The sequence below is a fragment of the Streptomyces calvus genome, assembly GCF_006782915.1.
Lineage (GTDB): Bacteria > Actinomycetota > Actinomycetes > Streptomycetales > Streptomycetaceae > Streptomyces > Streptomyces calvus.
Genome location: NZ_VCNP01000032.1, coordinates 72,895 through 89,489, shown reverse-complemented (window position 1 = coordinate 89,489; position 16,595 = coordinate 72,895). Strand labels below are relative to the sequence as shown.

Annotated in this window: 18 protein-coding genes and 2 pseudogenes; 15 read left to right on the top strand and 5 right to left on the bottom strand. The window is 71.9% G+C overall.

The window, feature by feature from the left end:
- Window positions 1–46: 46 nt before the first annotated feature.
- The 7 genes from FGW31_RS14310 (at window position 47) to FGW31_RS14280 (ending at window position 4,350) form a co-directional block, all read left to right on the top strand.
- Window positions 47–1,003 carry a type II secretion system F family protein gene (locus FGW31_RS14310; protein ID WP_142193927.1) on the top strand — a complete coding sequence of 319 codons (957 nt, stop codon included), beginning with the start codon at window positions 47–49 and terminating at the stop codon, window positions 1,001–1,003.
- A gap of 14 nt (window positions 1,004–1,017) precedes the next feature.
- Entirely contained in the window at window positions 1,018–1,926 is a 909-nt protein-coding gene (locus FGW31_RS14305; protein WP_142193926.1) for a type II secretion system F family protein, read from the top strand.
- 85 nt (window positions 1,927–2,011) lie between these two features.
- Window positions 2,012–2,263, top strand: a complete 252-nt coding sequence (locus FGW31_RS14300) for a hypothetical protein (protein ID WP_006133157.1) — start codon at window positions 2,012–2,014, stop codon at window positions 2,261–2,263.
- A gap of 23 nt (window positions 2,264–2,286) precedes the next feature.
- Entirely contained in the window at window positions 2,287–2,736 is a 450-nt protein-coding gene (locus FGW31_RS14295; RefSeq protein ID WP_142193790.1) for a TadE family protein, read from the top strand.
- Window positions 2,737–3,264, top strand: a complete 528-nt coding sequence (locus FGW31_RS14290; protein ID WP_233288641.1) for a TadE/TadG family type IV pilus assembly protein — start codon at window positions 2,737–2,739, stop codon at window positions 3,262–3,264. It begins immediately after the preceding gene.
- Window positions 3,261–3,722, top strand: coding sequence for a TadE/TadG family type IV pilus assembly protein (locus tag FGW31_RS14285; protein ID WP_142193789.1), 462 nt, complete (start codon window positions 3,261–3,263; stop codon window positions 3,720–3,722). The genes FGW31_RS14290 and FGW31_RS14285 overlap by 4 nt, the downstream gene beginning before the upstream one ends.
- 385 nt (window positions 3,723–4,107) lie before the next feature.
- Window positions 4,108–4,350: a hypothetical protein gene (locus tag FGW31_RS14280; protein ID WP_142193788.1), complete on the top strand. Its 243-nt coding sequence runs from the start codon at window positions 4,108–4,110 to the stop codon at window positions 4,348–4,350.
- A gap of 92 nt (window positions 4,351–4,442) precedes the next feature.
- On the opposite strand, the pseudogene FGW31_RS14275 reads toward FGW31_RS14280, so the two are convergent.
- Window positions 4,443–4,785: pseudogene (locus tag FGW31_RS14275) on the bottom strand (hypothetical protein).
- An 86-nt stretch (window positions 4,786–4,871) separates the two neighbouring features.
- On the opposite strand from FGW31_RS14275, the gene FGW31_RS14270 reads away from it, so the two are divergent.
- The gene (locus FGW31_RS14270) at window positions 4,872–5,381 is read left to right on the top strand and encodes a GNAT family N-acetyltransferase (RefSeq protein WP_142193787.1); all 510 of its coding nucleotides are present in this window, start codon (window positions 4,872–4,874) and stop codon (window positions 5,379–5,381) included.
- A 35-nt stretch (window positions 5,382–5,416) separates the two neighbouring features.
- On the opposite strand, the gene FGW31_RS14265 is transcribed toward FGW31_RS14270, so the two are convergent.
- The gene (locus FGW31_RS14265) at window positions 5,417–6,457 is read right to left on the bottom strand and encodes a hypothetical protein (RefSeq protein ID WP_142193786.1); all 1,041 of its coding nucleotides are present in this window, start codon (window positions 6,455–6,457) and stop codon (window positions 5,417–5,419) included.
- On the bottom strand, window positions 6,454–7,107 hold the full coding sequence (locus FGW31_RS14260; RefSeq protein WP_142193785.1) for a hypothetical protein: 654 nt from the start codon (window positions 7,105–7,107) through the stop codon (window positions 6,454–6,456). The genes FGW31_RS14265 and FGW31_RS14260 overlap by 4 nt, the downstream gene beginning before the upstream one ends.
- A 286-nt stretch (window positions 7,108–7,393) precedes the next feature.
- Between FGW31_RS14260 and FGW31_RS14255 the strand changes: the two genes are divergently transcribed.
- From FGW31_RS14255 to FGW31_RS14230, 6 genes and pseudogenes are all read left to right on the top strand, one after another.
- On the top strand, window positions 7,394–10,339 hold the full coding sequence (locus tag FGW31_RS14255; protein ID WP_142193784.1) for a BTAD domain-containing putative transcriptional regulator: 2,946 nt from the start codon (window positions 7,394–7,396) through the stop codon (window positions 10,337–10,339).
- A 13-nt stretch (window positions 10,340–10,352) separates the two neighbouring features.
- Window positions 10,353–11,087, top strand: coding sequence for a prepilin peptidase (locus FGW31_RS14250; RefSeq protein WP_142193783.1), 735 nt, complete (start codon window positions 10,353–10,355; stop codon window positions 11,085–11,087).
- Window positions 11,088–11,155: 68 nt separating this feature from the next.
- A complete protein-coding gene (mqnC, locus tag FGW31_RS14245) occupies window positions 11,156–12,355 on the top strand; it encodes a cyclic dehypoxanthinyl futalosine synthase (RefSeq protein WP_142193782.1) in 1,200 nt (399 codons plus the stop codon).
- A 7-nt stretch (window positions 12,356–12,362) separates the two neighbouring features.
- Window positions 12,363–12,806, top strand: a complete 444-nt coding sequence (locus FGW31_RS14240; RefSeq protein WP_142193781.1) for an imidazolonepropionase-like domain-containing protein — start codon at window positions 12,363–12,365, stop codon at window positions 12,804–12,806.
- Between the two features lie 183 nt (window positions 12,807–12,989).
- A pseudogene (locus FGW31_RS14235) lies at window positions 12,990–13,337 on the top strand (bi-functional transferase/deacetylase); the annotation flags it as partial.
- Window positions 13,338–13,448: 111 nt separating this feature from the next.
- Window positions 13,449–14,144 (top strand): demethylmenaquinone methyltransferase, encoded by a 696-nt coding sequence (locus FGW31_RS14230; RefSeq protein ID WP_142193780.1) that lies wholly within the window; start codon window positions 13,449–13,451, stop codon window positions 14,142–14,144.
- Here FGW31_RS14230 and FGW31_RS14225 read toward each other — a convergent pair.
- Complete coding sequence (locus tag FGW31_RS14225; RefSeq protein WP_142193779.1) at window positions 14,131–14,475, bottom strand: PASTA domain-containing protein; 345 nt, start codon at window positions 14,473–14,475, stop codon at window positions 14,131–14,133. The genes FGW31_RS14230 and FGW31_RS14225 overlap by 14 nt on opposite strands.
- Window positions 14,476–14,591: 116 nt before the next feature.
- On the bottom strand, window positions 14,592–15,098 hold the full coding sequence (locus tag FGW31_RS14220; protein WP_142193778.1) for a GNAT family N-acetyltransferase: 507 nt from the start codon (window positions 15,096–15,098) through the stop codon (window positions 14,592–14,594).
- A 97-nt stretch (window positions 15,099–15,195) separates the two neighbouring features.
- Between FGW31_RS14220 and FGW31_RS14215 the strand changes: the two genes are divergently transcribed.
- Window positions 15,196–16,479, top strand: coding sequence for a geranylgeranyl reductase family protein (locus FGW31_RS14215; RefSeq protein ID WP_142193777.1), 1,284 nt, complete (start codon window positions 15,196–15,198; stop codon window positions 16,477–16,479).
- Window positions 16,480–16,595: the final 116 nt, after the last annotated feature.

The window sequence follows — 16,595 nt, the reverse complement described above, 5'->3', positions numbered from 1 at the left end:
CACGGCCGCGACCACCGACCTCGCCGCGCTCGGCTCCCTGGGCTCCATGGGCGGCCTGTTCTCCACCACCGTCCTGTACGCGCTCGCCTCCGGCGTCGCCGTCGGCGGCGGCATCGCGCTGCTCGCCGTCGCCGTACGCGGACTGCCCGCCAAGCCCGCGCACGAGAAGCAGAAGGCGGGCGAGCGGGCGGGCGAGCTGATCCGGTTCGCCGGACGCCGCGGTTCGCTCGCCGCGATCGTCGGCCTCGTCGTGCTGCTGCTGACCCGCTGGGCGGTCGCCGGTGTCGCCGCCGCCGTGCTGGTGTTCTTCTGGGACCGGCTGTTCGGCGGCGCCGCCGAGGAACGGGCCGCGATGCGGCGCGTGGAGGCGCTCGCCTCCTGGACCGAGTCGCTGCGCGACACCATCGCCGGCGCCGTCGGCCTGGAACAGGCCATCCCGGCCTCCGCCCGCGCCGCCGCGCCGGTCCTGCGCCCGCACCTCGACGCGCTCGTCGACCGGCTGCGCGCCCGCACCCCGCTGCCCGAAGCACTCCAGCAGCTCGCCGACGAGATCGACGACGCCTCCGCCGACATCATCGTCGCCGCGCTCATCCTCAACGCGCGGCTGCGCGGCCCCGGTCTGCGGCAGGTCCTCGGCGCGCTCGCCAAGTCGGCGCGCGAGGAAGTGGACATGCGACAGCGCGTGATGGCGCAGCGCGCCTCGACCCGCCGCTCGGTGCAGATCGTCGTCGCCGTGTCGATCGCGTTCGTGCTCGGCCTGTCCATCTTCAACCGCGACTTCGTCGAGCCGTACGGCACGCCCGTCGGGCAGCTCGTCCTCGCCTGTGTCTGCGGCCTGTTCGCCCTCGGCTTCTGGTGGCTGCGCAAGCTGTCCACCATCGAGACGCCCGAACGCTTCCTGGTGCGCGACGAGTCGGCGGTCCAGTTCGTCCGGCCGCGCACACCCGGCAGCGGCGCGCCGCAGCAGGCGCCGATCCAGCAGGACGAGGGGGTACGCCGGTGAGTGACGACCTGACGATGCCGATGGTCGTCGGCGCGGTCATCGGACTGGGGATCTACGTCCTCGTCCGCGCGCTGATGCCCACCAAGCGCAGCGCGATCGCGCAGGTCGCCCGGATCGACGCGATGCGGGCCCGCGGCACGGCGTACGAGTCGGCGCGCACCGCGAAGGACAGCGGCCGCTTCGGCACCCTGCGCGCCCAAGTGGGCGCCCGCGTCGCCGAGTTCTACCTGCAGCAGGGCTGGGAGCAGCGGTCGCTGCGCGCGGACCTCGCGGTGCTGGACCGCAGCTGGGAGAAGTTCCTGGCGACGAAGGTGCTGCTGGCGGTGGCCGGCCTGTTCTTCGGGCCGTTCCTGTTCGCCATCGTCTGGACGCTCGCCCTCGCCGACAGCCCCGTCATCCCGGTCTGGCTCGCCCTGGCCTGCGCCGCGCTGTTCTTCTTCCTGCCCGACCTGGAGGTGCGCAGGGACGCCGCCGAGAAGCGGCGCGACCTGCGCCGGGTCATCGGCGCCTACCTGGACCTGGTGTCGATGTCCCTGGCCGGCGGCCGGGGCCTGCCGGAGGCGCTGATGGCGGCGGCCGAGGTGTCCGACGGCTGGGCGACCCACCGCATCCGCAACGCCCTCGCCGACGCCCGCATCACCGGCATCAGCCAGTGGCAGGCGCTGGGACAGCTCGGGGAGGAGCTGGGCGTGGAGGAACTGAAGGACCTCTCCGCCTCGCTGGCCCTCGTCGCCGACGACGGTGCCAAGGTGCGCGAGTCCCTCGCCTCCCGCGCCGAGACCATGCGGCACCGCGAACTCGCCGAGATCGAGGGCAGCGCGGGCGAGAAGTCCCAGTCGATGCTCGTGGCGCAGCTGCTGCTGTGCGCGGGGTTCCTCGTGTTCCTGATCTTCCCGGCGGCGATGCGGGTGTTCCAGGTGTGACATCCATGACCGGTGTATCGCGAACCGTCAACCGTGAGCCGTACGTCACAACTTCCGTGAACCGAATTCGAGAGGACAACGCGTCATGAACGGACGTACCTTCCACACCGGCATTCCCGCCGTGGACTTCCTGGTCACCTTCATGCGGGCCCGCGTGGAGCGCGCCCGCTCCGGCGAACTGGACCGCGGTGCCTCCGCGGTGGAGTGGGTCATCATCTCGGCGGTCGTCGTGGCGATCGTCGGTGTCGTGGCCGCCATCATCAACGCCGCGCTGAGCGAGGGCGCCAACAAGGTCGGCGACTGCATCAAGGGCGCGGACGCGGGCAAGACCTGCTGACCGCGGTCACTGCTGCTACGGGGATGTCGGTGCGCGTACGTCGCTGGGTACGCCGACGGGTGGAGGCCGCCTCCGCCCGCGGCGATTCCGGCATGACCGCGATCGAGTTCGTACTGCTCACGCCCGTCCTGTTCTTCATGATCTTCGCGACGGTGCAGTTCGCGCTGTACTTCTTCGCCGATCACGTCGCGCAGGCGGCGGCGCAGGCGGGTGCGCGCAAGGCGCGGGCGACGGCCTACGACCAGCCGGGCGGCTGGCGCGGCGAGGCGCAGGACGTGGTGGACAGCTACATCCGGCAGCTGGGACCGCAGCTGGTGCTGGGGCCCGATGTGCGGATGCTCCAGCCGGAGCAGGACACGGTGGGCGTGGAGATCACGGCACGCATCCCGACCGTGTTCCCGGGGCTGGACCTGACGGTGCACGCGCAGTCGATGGGACCGGTGGAGCGGTTCGTGCAGGAGGGGGAGAACTAGATGGACCTCTCCGTCTTCCGCGGCGCACGGAGGCCGGCGGACGGCGCACCGGGCCGGGACGGGAGCCGCGACCGGGACCGGGACTGGGACCGCGACCGTGGCCGCGACCGGGACCAGGACCGGGGCCGGGACCGGGACCGGGACCGGGGGTTGTCCACCGTCGAGGTGGTCATCCTCGCGCCGGTGATGATCCTGTTCATCCTGGTGCTGGTCGGCTTCGGTCAACTGGTCGACGGGCGCGGCGCGCTGGACGGCGCCGCGCGGGACGCGGCGCGCGCCGGCTCCATCCAGAAGGACCACGCCACCGCGATGGCCGAGGCACGGGCCGCGGCGGAGGCGAACCTGACCGACGTCTGCTCGGGCCCGGTCAGCGTCGTGCAGACCAGCCAGGGCTTCGAACCCGACACCATCTTCACCGTTGAGGTGAGCTGCGAGGTGCGGGGCCTCGCCATGCTGGGCCTGGACATCCCGACGACCCTGACCTCGAGCTTCAGCTCCCCGCTGGACCCCTACCGGAGGACGGCGTGAGCGCCCGCATCCGCAGCTGGGCGGCCCACCGCCGCACCCGCCTGGACGACCGCGGCTCGGGCGCCGGCGCCGTCATCATCTTCGCGCTGGTCTTCCTCTCCCTGTCGGCCTTCGTCATCGACGGCGGCATGTCCATCTCCAAGCGGGAGCGGGCGGCCGACATCGCTGAGCAGGCGGCCCGTTATGCCGCCCAGGACATCGACCGCGAGGCCCTCTACGACAACGAGGGCGGCCCCGCGCCGATCAACTACCAGAACTGTGACGCCCGGGTGAAGGCGTTCGCCCGTGAGATGGACATGTCCGGCCCGGACGTCGCGGCGACCCACTGCGTCGCCGCGAACGCCCAAGCCGTGGAAGTCGAGGTCCAGTTGACATACGCGCCCGTCTTCACGGGCATGTTCTACGGCGGCGACGTGGCGGTCCGCGGGCAGGCCGTCGCGGAGAACGAGGTGGGCTGACGCCCCCGGGAGTGTCACAGTTGCACCGTCCCGAAAAAATCCCTCGGACCTGCACACCGTTCACCGGGAGGTCGTACGGAAAGGGAGGGAAATCGGGAGGAAGTCACGGCGTGCGGTGAGCGGCGGCCCGGAAAGCCGCCCGGCGGTGGCCGGTGCCTTCGTGAACCGGTGGGTAGCGTGAAGGCGCCGACCCGATTCGTGACCGGATTGCCACAACAATGAATTCGGTGACGCTGAGGCAGCGTCGATCAACTCCGCGCCACTGGTCGGCTGTTCGCATGCGTGCTTTGATCAGTGGGCACGGCTCGTCGGAGTGAGTCCCGATTCCGGGCTTCCGGCGAACTCCCCGCCGCTGCATTCCTTGCTACGAATGGAAAGGCCAGCCATGAACTTCGCCTCGCAGGTCGAAACGGCCGAGATCTCCGACGCCGACCTGGACAACGTCTCCGGCGGTCACGCGATCGCCGCCGGCGTCGACGCCGCCGTGGCCGTCACCACCGCCGGTGGCTCCGCCGGTGTCGGTGCGTACGCCGAGGTGGGCCCGCTCTCCGTGTGCGCCGGTCTGGGCGGTTCGGTGACCCCGGGTGGCATCGCGGGCGACGGCCACGTGCACACCACGTCTGCCTGAGCAGCGCCGCTGACATTCACTGACAGCGCCTGAACGGCGGGCCCCGGACATTCCCCGTCCGGGGCCCGTCGTCGTCATTTCGTGAGGGCGGCTCACTTCCCGCCCTTTTCCCATTTGTTCCCCCGCTTGTCCTCGACCTTCATCTTCTCGTCGACCTGCTTGGTGAGTTCGTCCTCCAGCTTCTTGAATTCACGCACCACGGCATCCGACATACCGGCGAGCGCGTCGAGTTGCTGGGTGATGTCCTCACGTCCGTCCTCCCAGTTGGACTCGAAGTCGGACAACGCGTCATACGCTTCCGTCCCCGATGTCGTCCTTGTGGGACTCGAAGAGTTTTTTGGTGTGGTTCATCCGCGTCTTGAGCGACCGCAGTCGCCGCCCGTAGTCCTCGAGATCGCTCAGCGGAAGCGCGAGATCGCTCTTGCCGTTGCCCATGCCTCGTTCCACCCGTGGAGCACCCGACCGTACGCGGCCCCGCTCGCGCACACTGAACACCCGCCCACGCACAGGAGGTTCCTCACATGCTGCTGCGCGATGTGACACCCGACGACCTCGACGCGTACGTGCGGATGCGCTGCGACCCGGTCATGATGCGGGACCTCGGCGGCCCGCTGCCGCGCGAGGGCATGCGGGAGAAGGTCGAGCGCGACGTCCGTGACGCCGTCCGGGACACCGCCTGGACGAAAATGATCGTCCCCGACCCGGCCGACCCCGGCACCGTCGCCGGAACCGTGACCCTGTGGTCCCACGACGACGGCGGGCAGCGCATCTCCGAGATCGGCTGGATGGTGCTGCCCGCCCACCAGGGCCGGGGCCACGGCAAGCGGGCCGTGCGCGCCCTGCTGGACCTGGCCGCCGAGGACGGCCGCTGGGGCCTCGTCCACGCCTTCCCCGCGGTCGGCAACGCGGCCTCCAACGGCATCTGCCGCACCCTCGGCTTCACCCTCGCCGGCCAACGCACCGTGACGTTCGCCGACCGCCTCCTGCACACCAACCACTGGACCATCGACCCGCGCCCCGGTCCGGCCTGACGGCCGTCACGGGGCGGGCGGGTGAGGGGGCGCGGTCAGCGGTTGATCGACTGGATTTCCTGGACCGTCATGTCCTGGGTGGTCTCGAAGGTGCCGTCGGGGAGGTCGCCGCGGGCTCCGCCGCTGCCCTCCCAGGAGATCTGCCAGGTGATCGACGCCGTCAGCTCGTACGGGTCGCCGGCGCTCGCCCGCAGGTACCTGATGCCGCACGGCGGGGTCTTGTCGGCGCTGCCCTTCGTGTACGGGGTGCCGATGGAGCCGTCGTTGTTGATCTCGCAGTCGCCGGAGGCCGGGAAGGTCTCCGCGTCGTCCGTGCCCGGCTCGAGGTGCAGGGCGACCGGCTTGGCGGTGGTCTCCGCCCACAGCCCGGTACCGGGGAGCTCGGCGCGGACCGTGATGTCCGTGAAGGTCGCCTTGTCGAGCCAGACCCAGGTCGCAAGATTCACCGTGGACCTGGCTTCGGGCTTCAGTTCGATCTCGGTCTCGGGAACCTTCACCTTGTCATAGGCGTACTCGGCCAGGGTCTCCGGGGTGGGTGCCTCCGGCTCATCGGGGATTTCGCCCGCCTCCACCCAGAACATCAGCCGGTTGCACAGCGAGGTGTCGAGGTTGGTCAGGTCCGGCGCGACACCGCGCCAGAAGTAACCGTCCTTGCCGAGGTTGTAGTTCTTGTACCCCTTCACGGAGGAGGGAGTGCCGAAGTAGTTGGTGGCGTCCTTCTCGTCCCTGTAGTGGTCGGTCCAGAGCCCTTCACCGAACCATGCCTGCCGCACGCTCACATCGCCGTTGCCGTCCTTCTCCGAAAAATTCTTCAACTGTTCCGGAGTGAAGACGGGTTCGTACCAGCAGGGGGGTGGCTCCCAGTTCGGGTCCACCGCGGACAGACTGCCCTTGCCGTCGGTGGGGCCGCTCACCTGAGTGACTTTGATCCGGGAAGTGCTGACCGAGGCGGTCAGTTCGTTGCCCTTGGTGTCACCGAAGGTATCGCCCTCACCGATGGCGTGGGCGGGCGTGGGAGCCAGAAGCACGGTGACGAGGGACGCGATGGTCAGTGGCAGGGCCGCGCGCTGTTTCATCGCGAGCAACCGCCCCTCTCGGAACGGGCGGACACGGTTTGCCACACCCCCTGGGAGTTCCTGGTCAGTGAGATCACGTAGAAGACCTCGGGATCCGTGCCGGCCGGATTTCCAACCACTTTGCCGGTGTTGCGATTCTTCGTCGCGGCATCGGTCTCGTCCGTGCAGTACGACAGCGAAGCGTTCTTCTTGCCGTCGCCGATGGTGACCTCGGGGTCGAAGACGGGCAGCTTCCCGATGACCGTGACGTTCTTGTCCGTGTAGCTTCTGATCCACTCCCGAGCCTGCGAGAGGCCTCCCTCGGTGTGGTAGAAGGCGAGGGCCTCGCTGTCGGGGTCGTTCTCGATGATCGCTGCGTAGCCGGAGCGCAACTCCTCCTTGCCGTCGTTGAGGACGGCCTGCTCGTCCGGGTCGCTGCTCTTCCAGTTCTCGAAGGTGAGCTGGAAAGTGCTGGGGAGGGCGATCTCCGGGCGCTTGACGTCGGGCGAGGACGACGCCGACGCCGAGGCCGACGGGCTGCTCGACCCGGTGTCCGCTCCCTTGATGTCGTCGGACGACGACTCTTCCCCGCTTCCGCCGCAGGCGGTCAGCAGCAGGGCCGCCGTCGTGGTGAGGGCGGCTGCGGTGATGGGCAGGGCTCTGCGGGCCACGGACTTCCCCCTGTGTCGGCTGTCTGCAACTGTCTGCAACGGAGAACGAAGCTATCAGGGGCAGGTCAGGGGCACTTGTGAGGTAGCGGCGGATTGTGTGGGGAAGGTGAGGAGTGTGCCGTCGGCGCAGCGGACGGCGGAGATGCTGCGAGGGGGAGAGGGGGTCGCGGGTGCGGGACGGACGCGTGCGGGACGGAACGGCTCGGGGCTTCGACTGCGTCCGTACGAGTCAATAAGATCTCTGTAGGCTCAACAGACCCTCCTTCCGACACCCAGGACTCCCGCCATGCCGCGACGCCGCAGTGCAAGCTCGTCAAGCTCGACGGCTCCGAGGAACCGGACGCCGCAGCCGGTGCGGGTGCGGCGGCGGACCTTCGGCGACTTCGTCAAGGCGTTCCTCGCCTTCGTGGCGCTGCTCGTGCTGCTCGTCGGGGTGCCGCTCGCGCTGGCGATGACGGCCGGCTGGCCGTTCCCGGACACGTTCGAGCCGATGGAGTGGCTCCGGCAGGACATCTCCGTCCAGACGTTCCTCGGCATCCTGACGTTCGTCGTCTGGCTGGCCTGGGCGCAGTTCACCGCGTGCGTGCTCGTGGAGATGAAGGCCGCGCTGTCGGGCGTCGGCGTGCCCGGGCGGGTGCCCGGCGCCGGGCCCAGCCAGCTGCTCGCCCGGCAGCTCGTCGCCGCGCTGCTGCTCGTCGGCGCCACCGCGGCCAGCTTCACGCCGGGACTCAGCCAGCTCGGGCAGGGCCTGGACGGCAACCAGCGGCCCACCGTGGCCGCCGCCCAGCAGACGCCCGGCTTCTTCGCCCAGCAGCAGGAGCAGGCCGCCGGGGCCGCCGCCGCCCTCGCCGAGCAGGCCTCGCACGCCGAAGCGGCGAGCGGCAGCAGCGCCCGGCAGGAGGGCGACACGAAGTTCTACCGGATCCAGCCGCCCGAGGGCCGCCACCACGACTCCCTGTGGGAGATCGCCGAGCGGCACCTCGGTGACGGTCGCCGCTACAAGGAGATCTTCGAACTCAACAAGGACCGTACCCAGCCCGACGGTTCGAAGCTGTCCGAGGCCAGCCTGATCCGGCCCGGCTGGATCATGGAGATGCCCGGCGACGCCCGCGGCGGCGACCTCGTCGAGATGCCGGACGAAGCGCCCCAGGTCTCGCCCGAGGTGCAGCAGCAGATCCACGACTACGCCAGGACCGGCCAGGGCGGGGACCACGCCCAGGGCGGTGGCGGCAGCGGTGCCGCGCAGGTCTCCGTGCCCGAGCAGCGGCCCGCCCCCGACCCGGGCCACGCCGGACACCAGCAGCAGCCGGACCGGCAGCACGCCACGCCCGCCCAGGAGTCGTCCTCCTTCGGCCTGCCCGAGGCCCTCCTCGCCGCTCCGCTGCTCGCCGCCGGTCTTCTCGGTGCCCTCGGGCACCGCCGCCGGCAGGCGCTGTGGCAGTCGGCGTTCGGCGGGGTCGGCGGCCGGCGCGGCATGGAGCCGCCCACGCCGACCGGTGACGCCCAGGACGCCCAGGACGCGCTGCTCGTCGGCGCCGACCCCGAGGGCGTACGGCTGCTGGACCGGTCGCTGCGCGGGCTCGCCGCCGACCTGGCCGCCGAGTCCCGTCCGCTGCCCACCGTCTACGCGGCCTGGCTCAGCAACGGCGACCTGCACCTCCAGCTCGCCCAGCCGTCCGGCAAGCCGCCCGCGCCCTGGCAGCTCGGCCAGGACCAGACGTTCTGGATGCTCGCCAAGGACGACGCCGGCCGGTACGAGGACGCCGACACCGCCGCCCCCTACCCGGGCCTGGTCAGCCTCGGCACCATGGACGACTCGCGGCTGCTGCTCAACCTGGAGGCCGTCCCCGGCATCGTCTCGCTGAGCGGCAGCGAGGCCGACCGGGCCGCCGTGTTCGCCTCCGTCGCCGCCGAGCTGGCCACCAACGGCTGGTCGGACCGGATGACCATCACGCTCGTCGGGTTCGGCGAGGACCTCACCCCGCTCGCCCCCAACCGGCTGCGGCACCTCGACGACATCGAGGCGCTGATCGAGACCATGGAGGCCGAGACGCGGCAGCGGCGCGGCGCGCTCGGCGCCGCCGGGCACGACTCCGTGCTCACCGGGCGCACCGGCCCCGCCCAGCACACCCGTTGGGCCCCGCACCTGGTGCTGCTCGCCGCCGAGCCGTCCGCCGAGGACGCCGTCACGCTCGCCGAACTCGCCGCCGACGCGAGCCGTCTGGGCATCGGCTACCTCGTCGGCACCGACAGCGGTGATCTGCCCGGCGCCGCCTGGGAGATGGAGATCACCGGCGAGGGCAAACTGCTCGCGCCGCTGCTCGGCCTCGAACTGGACGCCCAGCTCCTGCCCGCCGCCCAACAGCGCGCCGTGGTCGAGCTGTTCGTGGACGCCGACCCCGATCGCGGCCCCGACGGGCCCGCCAACACCCCGCCGTTCCTCGTCGACATCAGCGAGCAGGGACGCCCGGCCGTGTACGCGCGGCTGGTCGGCCCGTACGAGATCATCGGGCTGGACAGCCCGGACGACGAGCGCAGTGCGCTGCTCCACGAGGCGCTGGCGCTGCTGCTCCTGCACCGCGAGGGCGTGCACCCGCGGGTGCTGTCGTCCGCGCTGTGGCCGCGCGGCGTCACCGACGACGTGCGCGAGGCGCTGATCGAGCGGCTGCGTTCCTGGCTGGGCACCGACCCCGACGGCACGCCCCGCCTCGGCACGGACGCCACCGGCCGGCTCACCCTCGCCAAGTCCGTCGTCTCCGACCTGGACGTGCTGCGGTCGCTGTACCACGAGGCCACCCAGGGCCGCGGCGTCGACAGCCGGGCCGTGCGCGGCCGGCTGCTCACCGACGCGCTGGTGCTGGTGCGCGGCCCGCTGCTCGCCGACCGGCCCGAGGGCCGCTACCGCTGGCTCACCCACGAGATCGTCGACGCCCAGCTGCCGCTGCTCGTCGCCGACACCGGACTGGCGCTGTCCGCGTTCCACATGGAGAAGAACCGCGCGCCGAAGGCCATCGAGGCGATCGAGGCCGCGCTGCGCACCGCCCCGGCCGACGAGCGGCTGTGGAACGAGCTGCTGCGCGCCACCCACGCCCTCGACGACCCCGCCCGCCTCACCGCCCTCGCCGCCGACCTCGTCGCCCGCAGCGGCGCGCGCGGGCTGCCGCCGCGCACCGAGGCGCTGCTCGACGAGTTGCTGCCCGCCTGGCGCGACGCGGTCGCGGCGGCCGGATGAGCGGCCCGGCGGGATGAGCGACGGCCTGTACGCGGCGCTGGTCGCCGCGGCCGCGCTGTGGGGCGCGGCGGCCGGCGCGGTGCTGCCGCGCGCGGCGTACCGGTTCTCCGCACCGGCCGGGCAGGAGTGGCGGACGGCCTGCCCGGCGGGGCATCCGGTGACCGGCTGGCTCGGACGGGCCAGGTGCGGGTCCTGCGCGGGCCCGTCGTACGGACCGGGCGCGGCCTGCGTCGTCGTCACCGCCCTGGTCTGCGGCGCGCTCGCCGCCGCCACCGGAACCCGGCCGGAGCTGGGCGTGTGGCTGCTGCTGGCGCCCGTCGGCGTGCTGCTCGCGGTGGTCGACCTGCGGGTGCAGCGGCTGCCCGACCCGCTGACGCTGCCGTTCGCGGCGACCGCGCTCGTCCTGCTCGGCCTGGCCGCGCTGGCCCCCGAGCACGCGGGGGAGTGGACGACCGCCCTGCTGGGCGCGCTCGCCCTCGGCGCCGGCTACTTCGTGCTGTTCCTCATCAACCCGGCCGGCATGGGCTTCGGCGACGTGAAGCTGGCCCTCGGCGCTGGCGCCGTCCTCGGCTGGTACGGCTGGCCGACCGTGATGCTCGGCACCTTCGCCGGGTTCCTGTTCGGCGCGCTGTACGGCGGTGCCCTCGTCGTCGCCCGCCGGGCGGGCCGCAAGACCGCCATCCCGTTCGGGCCGTTCCTGATCGGCGGCGCCCTCACCGGCCTGCTGATCGGCGCCTACGCGGCCTGACGTCGGCCGTTCGCAGGCCCTGGCGTAGGCTGGACCGGTCCGTCCACACCCTTACGAAAGGGACACCGGTGACCGAGAAGGCCGACCTTCAGCCCGTCCTCGACCGCGCCGCCGCCGGTGGGCGGATCACTCCCGAAGAGGCCCTCGACCTCTACCGCGACGCGCCGCTGCACGCGCTGGGCGCCGCCGCCGACGCCGTGCGCCGGCGGAAGTACGCCGGGACCGAGCACATCGCGACGTACATCATCGAGCGGAACATCAACTACACCAACGTGTGCGTCACGGCGTGCAAGTTCTGCGCCTTCTACGCGGCGCCGAAGGACACGGCGAAGGGCTGGACCCGCGACCTCGACGACATCCTGCGCCGGTGCGCGGAGACCGTCGAACTGGGCGGCACGCAGATCATGTTCCAGGGCGGCCACCACCCGGACTACGGCGTCGAGTACTACGAGAAGCACTTCGCCGCCATCAAGAAGGAGTTCCCGCAGCTCGTCATCCACAGCCTGGGGGCGAGCGAGGTCGAGCACATGGCGCGGATCAGCAAGGTGGGCGTCGAGGAGGCCATCTCCCGCATCCACGCGGCCGGTCTGGACTCCTTCGCCGGCGCCGGCGCCGAACTCCTGCCCGCCCGGCCGCGCAAGGCGATCGCTCCGCTGAAGGAGTCCGGCGAGCGCTGGCTGGAGATCATGGAGATCGCGCACAACCTCGGCGTCGAGTCCACGTCGACCATGCTGATGGGCACCGGCGAGACCAACGCCGAGCGGATCGAGCACCTGCGGATGATCCGCGACGTACAGGACCGCACGGGCGGCTTCCGCGCCTTCATCCCGTACACCTACCAGCCGGAGAACAACCACCTGAAGGGCCGCACGCAGGCCACGATCTTCGAGTACCTGCGGATGATCGCCATCGCCCGGATCTTCCTCGACAACGTGGCGCACATCCAGGGCTCCTGGCTGACCACCGGCAAGGAGATCGGCCAGCTGTCCCTGCACTACGGCGCGGACGACCTCGGCTCGATCATGCTGGAGGAGAACGTGGTGTCCTCCGCCGGTGCCAGGCACCGCTCCAACCGGCTGGAGATCATCGACCTGATCCGCAAGGCCGGACGGGTCCCGGCCCAGCGGTCGACGACGTACGAGCACCTGGTCGTGCACGACGACCCGGCGAACGACCCGGTCGACGACCGTGTGGTCTCCCACATCTCCTCCACGGCCATCGAGGGCGGCACCGCCCACCCGGAGCTGAAGCTCCTCACCTCCAACTGACCGGCCCGTGCTGACGATTCACGCGGCGGACCGGCTCCGCCTGGACGACGCGACGCTCCTCGACGGCGGTGCCGTCGCCGTCGAGGGCGACCGGATCGCCGCCGTGGGCACACTGGCCGAGGTACGGGAGCGGTTCCCGGCGGCGCGGGTGCGGCAGTGGCCCGGTGTGCTCGGGCCCGGGCGGGTCCACGAGGGTCCGCTGCCGGACGCGCCGAGCCCGCGCGAACGCGTCCACGCCGTGCTGAAGACCGGCGCGGTGGCGGTGCTGACGCAGCACGCCGGCACCCCCGAACTCCGGTCCGCCGCCGCGCGCAACGACGTGCTCGTCCTGGACCGTTCCCGCCCGGCGGCCGTGGTCGTCGCAGGCCGCGCCGACCTGGCGGTGTTCGACGACGGCGGCGCCTGCCTGGCGACGGTGTGCGCGGGCCGGCTCGTGCACCGCCGCCGCTGAGCGTCCCGGCCCACCCGCCGCCGGTTCCACGCCGCCACGCCGCCGCGCGCGGCCGTCGCCGCACACGCCGCAATGGGCCCCGGGAGGGGCCGCCGACGGGCCCGTCTTCGTCGACTCCTCCGGACGCCGGCCAGGGCGCTGCGCCGGATCGGTGTCCTCCTCGGCATCGTGTGCGCGGGGCGGCGGGGCGGCATGCCGCTGGTGGTGCGCTAGCAGGTGGTGACGCCGGTGTGCGCGCCGCTCATCGACGTGTTCACCGTGTACTCGATGGTCTTCGTCGACTCCCGGGCGTCCCTGCCGTCCTGGTGCGCCGTGCTCGGCGTGCAGCTCGCGTGCGCCGCGTACGCCTTCCGGCTGGACGGGGAGAGGTACCGGTACCTGCTGATGACGCCGGTGCCGCAGCTCGCCCACCGGCGGATGCTGCACCTCGCCCTCATCCACTCCTGCGTCACCGCCCTGACCGGCGGCCGGCTGCGCCGGCAGAGGCTGAAACGGACCGGCGAGGTCGGGATGCCGGCGGGGACGTGCTGATGGCCAGGCACCGCGGACGGCCGGATCCGTCCGGCCGCGACGGGCACGTCGACGTGCCGCGCGTCGGAAGCCGGCGCTCCTGCCGCGGGCGGGGGCTGCAAGAATGGGCGGGTGACCCGCGCATCCCTGGACAAGCAGCCGCACGAAGTCGCCTCGATGTTCGACGACGTCGCGGAACGGTACGACCTGACCAACGACGTGCTGTCCCTGGGGCAGGCGCGGCTGTGGCGCAAGGAGGTCGCGAAGGCGCTCGACGCGCGGCCCGCGCAGAAGGTCCTCGACCTGGCCGCCGGAACGGCGACCTCCTCCCTGCCGTACGCCCGCACCGGCGCCTACGTCGTCCCGTGCGACTTCTCGCTGGGCATGCTCCGGGTCGGCAAGAGCCGGCACGGCTGGCTGCCGTTCACGGCGGGCGACGCGACACGGCTGCCGTTCCGGGACGACGTGTTCGACGCCGTCACCATCTCCTTCGGGCTGCGCAACGTGCAGGACACCGACGCGGCGCTGCGCGAGATGCACCGGGTGACCCGGCCCGGCGGGCGGATCGTCATCTGCGAGTTCTCGCATCCGACGTGGGCGCCGTTCCGCACCGTCTACACCGAGTACCTGATGCGCGCGCTGCCGCCGGTCGCCCGGGCGGTGTCGTCCAGCCCGGACGCCTACGTCTACCTCGCCGAGTCGATCCGCGCCTGGCCCGACCAGCCCGCGCTGGCCGAGCGGCTGAAGGGCGCCGGCTGGTCGAAGGTGGCGTGGCGCGACCTGACGGGCGGCGTGGTGGCGCTGCACCGGGGCTTCAAGGAGAGCTGAGGAGCACCGCCGGGGCGGTGCGCGGTTCCTCCAGTTCCCGCCCGAGCCCGCCCGTGGGCGGACGTGGCCCGCGCGGCTCGCGCACTCCTCCGCCGCCCTCGCCCTCCCCGAAGTCGAACCACACGTGGACCACGGAGTCCCGCGGCACCTCGGCGCCGGGCTGCGGGTACTGGCGTACGACGTGGTCGACGACGACGAGAGGGAAGTCCGGCCGGTCGGGCGCGTGGACGAACAGGCCCCGCGCGCGGGCGGACTCGCGCGCGTCCACGGCCATCAGACCGACCAGGCGCGGCACGCGCACGTCGGGCGTCTGGCGTCCATCGGGCGTCATGTGCACGGATGTCACCCCCAGCGGTACCGGCAGAGTAGCCCCGTGCGGGGGCCGCCGGAAGCACCAAGTGGCTTTCCGTGACAATCGATTACGGTGAGTGACGGAACGTGCGGGTGTCAGAGGTCCAGCCGGTAGCAGTGGGCCACCCGCGGGTCGGGCGGGAGCGTGAACGTCTCGGCGAGCCGCATCCCGAGCCGCCGGGTGACCGCTATGGAGCGGGCGTTGCGGGCGTCCACCATCGCCACCACGCCGTTCAGGCCCGTCGCGCGCACCCGCTCCAGCGTCTCGACGGCCGCCGCGGTGACGTACCCCTTGCCCCAGTGCTCGCGCGCCAGCCGCCAGCCGATCTCGATCTCGCCCGTCGGGCCCCAGTCGCGCTCCCACGGCTGGGCGCCGGTGAAGCCGATGACCCGCCCCGACTCGTCGAGCATGCTCCACAGGCAGAAGCCCAGTTCGGCGTCGTGCCGGCGCTGGCGGGCGGTGAGTTCCTCGTAGACCGACAGCTCCGCCGGGGCGCCGCCGTGGAACTCCATGACCTCCGGGTCGGCGAAGATCCGGTGCCAGGCGACCGCGTCCTCGTGCGTGGGCACACGCAGCCGTACAGCGGGGAGAGCTCGGTTCACGGGGCAGCCCTTCAGCCGGGTGATCAATTCTGCTGAATAGACTGCCCGTGTCCAGTGCCCGTCGGCACGCAGATTTCGAACTTGGGGAGATCCCGCCGTGACCGAGCCCCTCTCCGACAACACCGCCGATGTGATCGTCGTGGGCGCGGGGCCAGCCGGCTCCACCACCGCGTACCACCTGGCCCGGTCCGGACTCGACGTGCTCCTGCTGGAGAAGACCGAGTTCCCGCGCGAGAAGGTCTGCGGCGACGGCCTCACCCCGCGTGCCGTGAAGCAGCTGGTGTCCATGGGCATCGACATCTCCGAGGAGGCCGGCTGGCTGCGCAACAAGGGTCTGCGCATCATCGGCGGCGGGGTCCGCCTCCAGCTGGACTGGCCGGATCTCGCCTCCTTCCCCGACTACGGCCTGGTCCGCAAGCGCGACGACTTCGACGAGCAGCTCGCCCGGCAGGCCCAGAAGGCCGGCGCCCGGCTGTACGAGCGCTGCAACGTGGGCGCGCCGATCATCGACGACCGCACCGGCCGCATCACCGGTGTGCGGGCCAAGCTCGGCGAGGAGAAGCGGGAAGTCACCTTCCACGCCCCGCTGGTGGTGGCCGCCGACGGCAACTCCACCCGGCTGTCCCTGGCGATGGGGCTGCACCGCCGCGAGGACCGCCCGATGGGCGTCGCGGTCCGTACGTACTTCACCTCGCCGCGCCACGACGACGACTACCTGGAGTCCTGGCTGGAGCTGTGGGACCGCCGCGGCCCGCAGGACCGGCTGCTGCCCGGCTACGGCTGGATCTTCGGCATGGGCGACGGCACGAGCAACGTCGGCCTCGGCGTGCTCAACACCTCGGAGGCCTTCAAGGAGCTGGACTGGCGGGAGGTCCTCAAGGCCTGGTGCGCCTCGATGCCCGAGGACTGGGGCTACACCCCGGACAACATGACCGGCCCGATCCGCGGCGCCGCGCTCCCCATGGCCTTCAACCGCCAGCCGCACTACACGCGCGGGCTGCTGCTCGTCGGTGACGCGGGCGGCCTGGTGAACCCGTTCAACGGCGAGGGCATCGCCTACGCGATGGAGTCCGGTCAGATCGCGGCCGACGTGATCGTGCAGGCCCAGGCGCGGGCCACGCCGGCCCAGCGGGAGATCGCCCTGCAGCGCTACCCGCGCGTGCTGAAGGACACCTACGGCGGCTACTACACGCTCGGCCGTGCCTTCGTGAAGCTCATCGGCAACCCGAAGATCATGCAGATCGCGGCCCAGCGCGGCCTGACGCACCCGCTGCTGATGAAGTTCACGCTCAAGCTGCTCGCCAACCTGACCGACCCGACGGGCGGCGACGCGATGGACCGCATCATCAACGGTCTGAGCAAGGTGGCGCCGAAGGCGTGACCCCGGCCGCCGTGAGCGGCGCTGTGGGCGGCCGGGGTCCGGGGGACGGACCTCGGCCGTCTGCGTGGGCGGCGAGGCGGCGTGAGGGGCCGCCAGAGGGCAGCACGGCGTGGCGG

Bases quoted from the DNA above. Each gene is read 5' to 3' on its own strand.
- FGW31_RS14255 (WP_142193784.1), top strand. From the start codon at position 7,394: ATGCCGCGACGCCGCAGTGCAAGCTCGTCAAGCTCGACGGCTCCGAGG.
- FGW31_RS14270 (WP_142193787.1), top strand. From the start codon at position 4,872: ATGCTGCTGCGCGATGTGACACCCGACGACCTCGACGCGTACGTGCGG.
- FGW31_RS14265 (WP_142193786.1), bottom strand. From the start codon at position 6,457: ATGAAACAGCGCGCGGCCCTGCCACTGACCATCGCGTCCCTCGTCACC.
- FGW31_RS14250 (WP_142193783.1), top strand. From the start codon at position 10,353: ATGAGCGACGGCCTGTACGCGGCGCTGGTCGCCGCGGCCGCGCTGTGG.
- FGW31_RS14305 (WP_142193926.1), top strand. From the start codon at position 1,018: ATGCCGATGGTCGTCGGCGCGGTCATCGGACTGGGGATCTACGTCCTC.
- FGW31_RS14290 (WP_233288641.1), top strand. From the start codon at position 2,737: ATGGACCTCTCCGTCTTCCGCGGCGCACGGAGGCCGGCGGACGGCGCA.
- FGW31_RS14280 (WP_142193788.1), top strand. From the start codon at position 4,108: ATGAACTTCGCCTCGCAGGTCGAAACGGCCGAGATCTCCGACGCCGAC.
- FGW31_RS14225 (WP_142193779.1), bottom strand. From the start codon at position 14,475: ATGACGCCCGATGGACGCCAGACGCCCGACGTGCGCGTGCCGCGCCTG.
- FGW31_RS14310 (WP_142193927.1), top strand. From the start codon at position 47: ATGGGCGGCCTGTTCTCCACCACCGTCCTGTACGCGCTCGCCTCCGGC.
- FGW31_RS14295 (WP_142193790.1), top strand. From the start codon at position 2,287: ATGTCGGTGCGCGTACGTCGCTGGGTACGCCGACGGGTGGAGGCCGCC.
- FGW31_RS14300 (WP_006133157.1), top strand. From the start codon at position 2,012: ATGAACGGACGTACCTTCCACACCGGCATTCCCGCCGTGGACTTCCTG.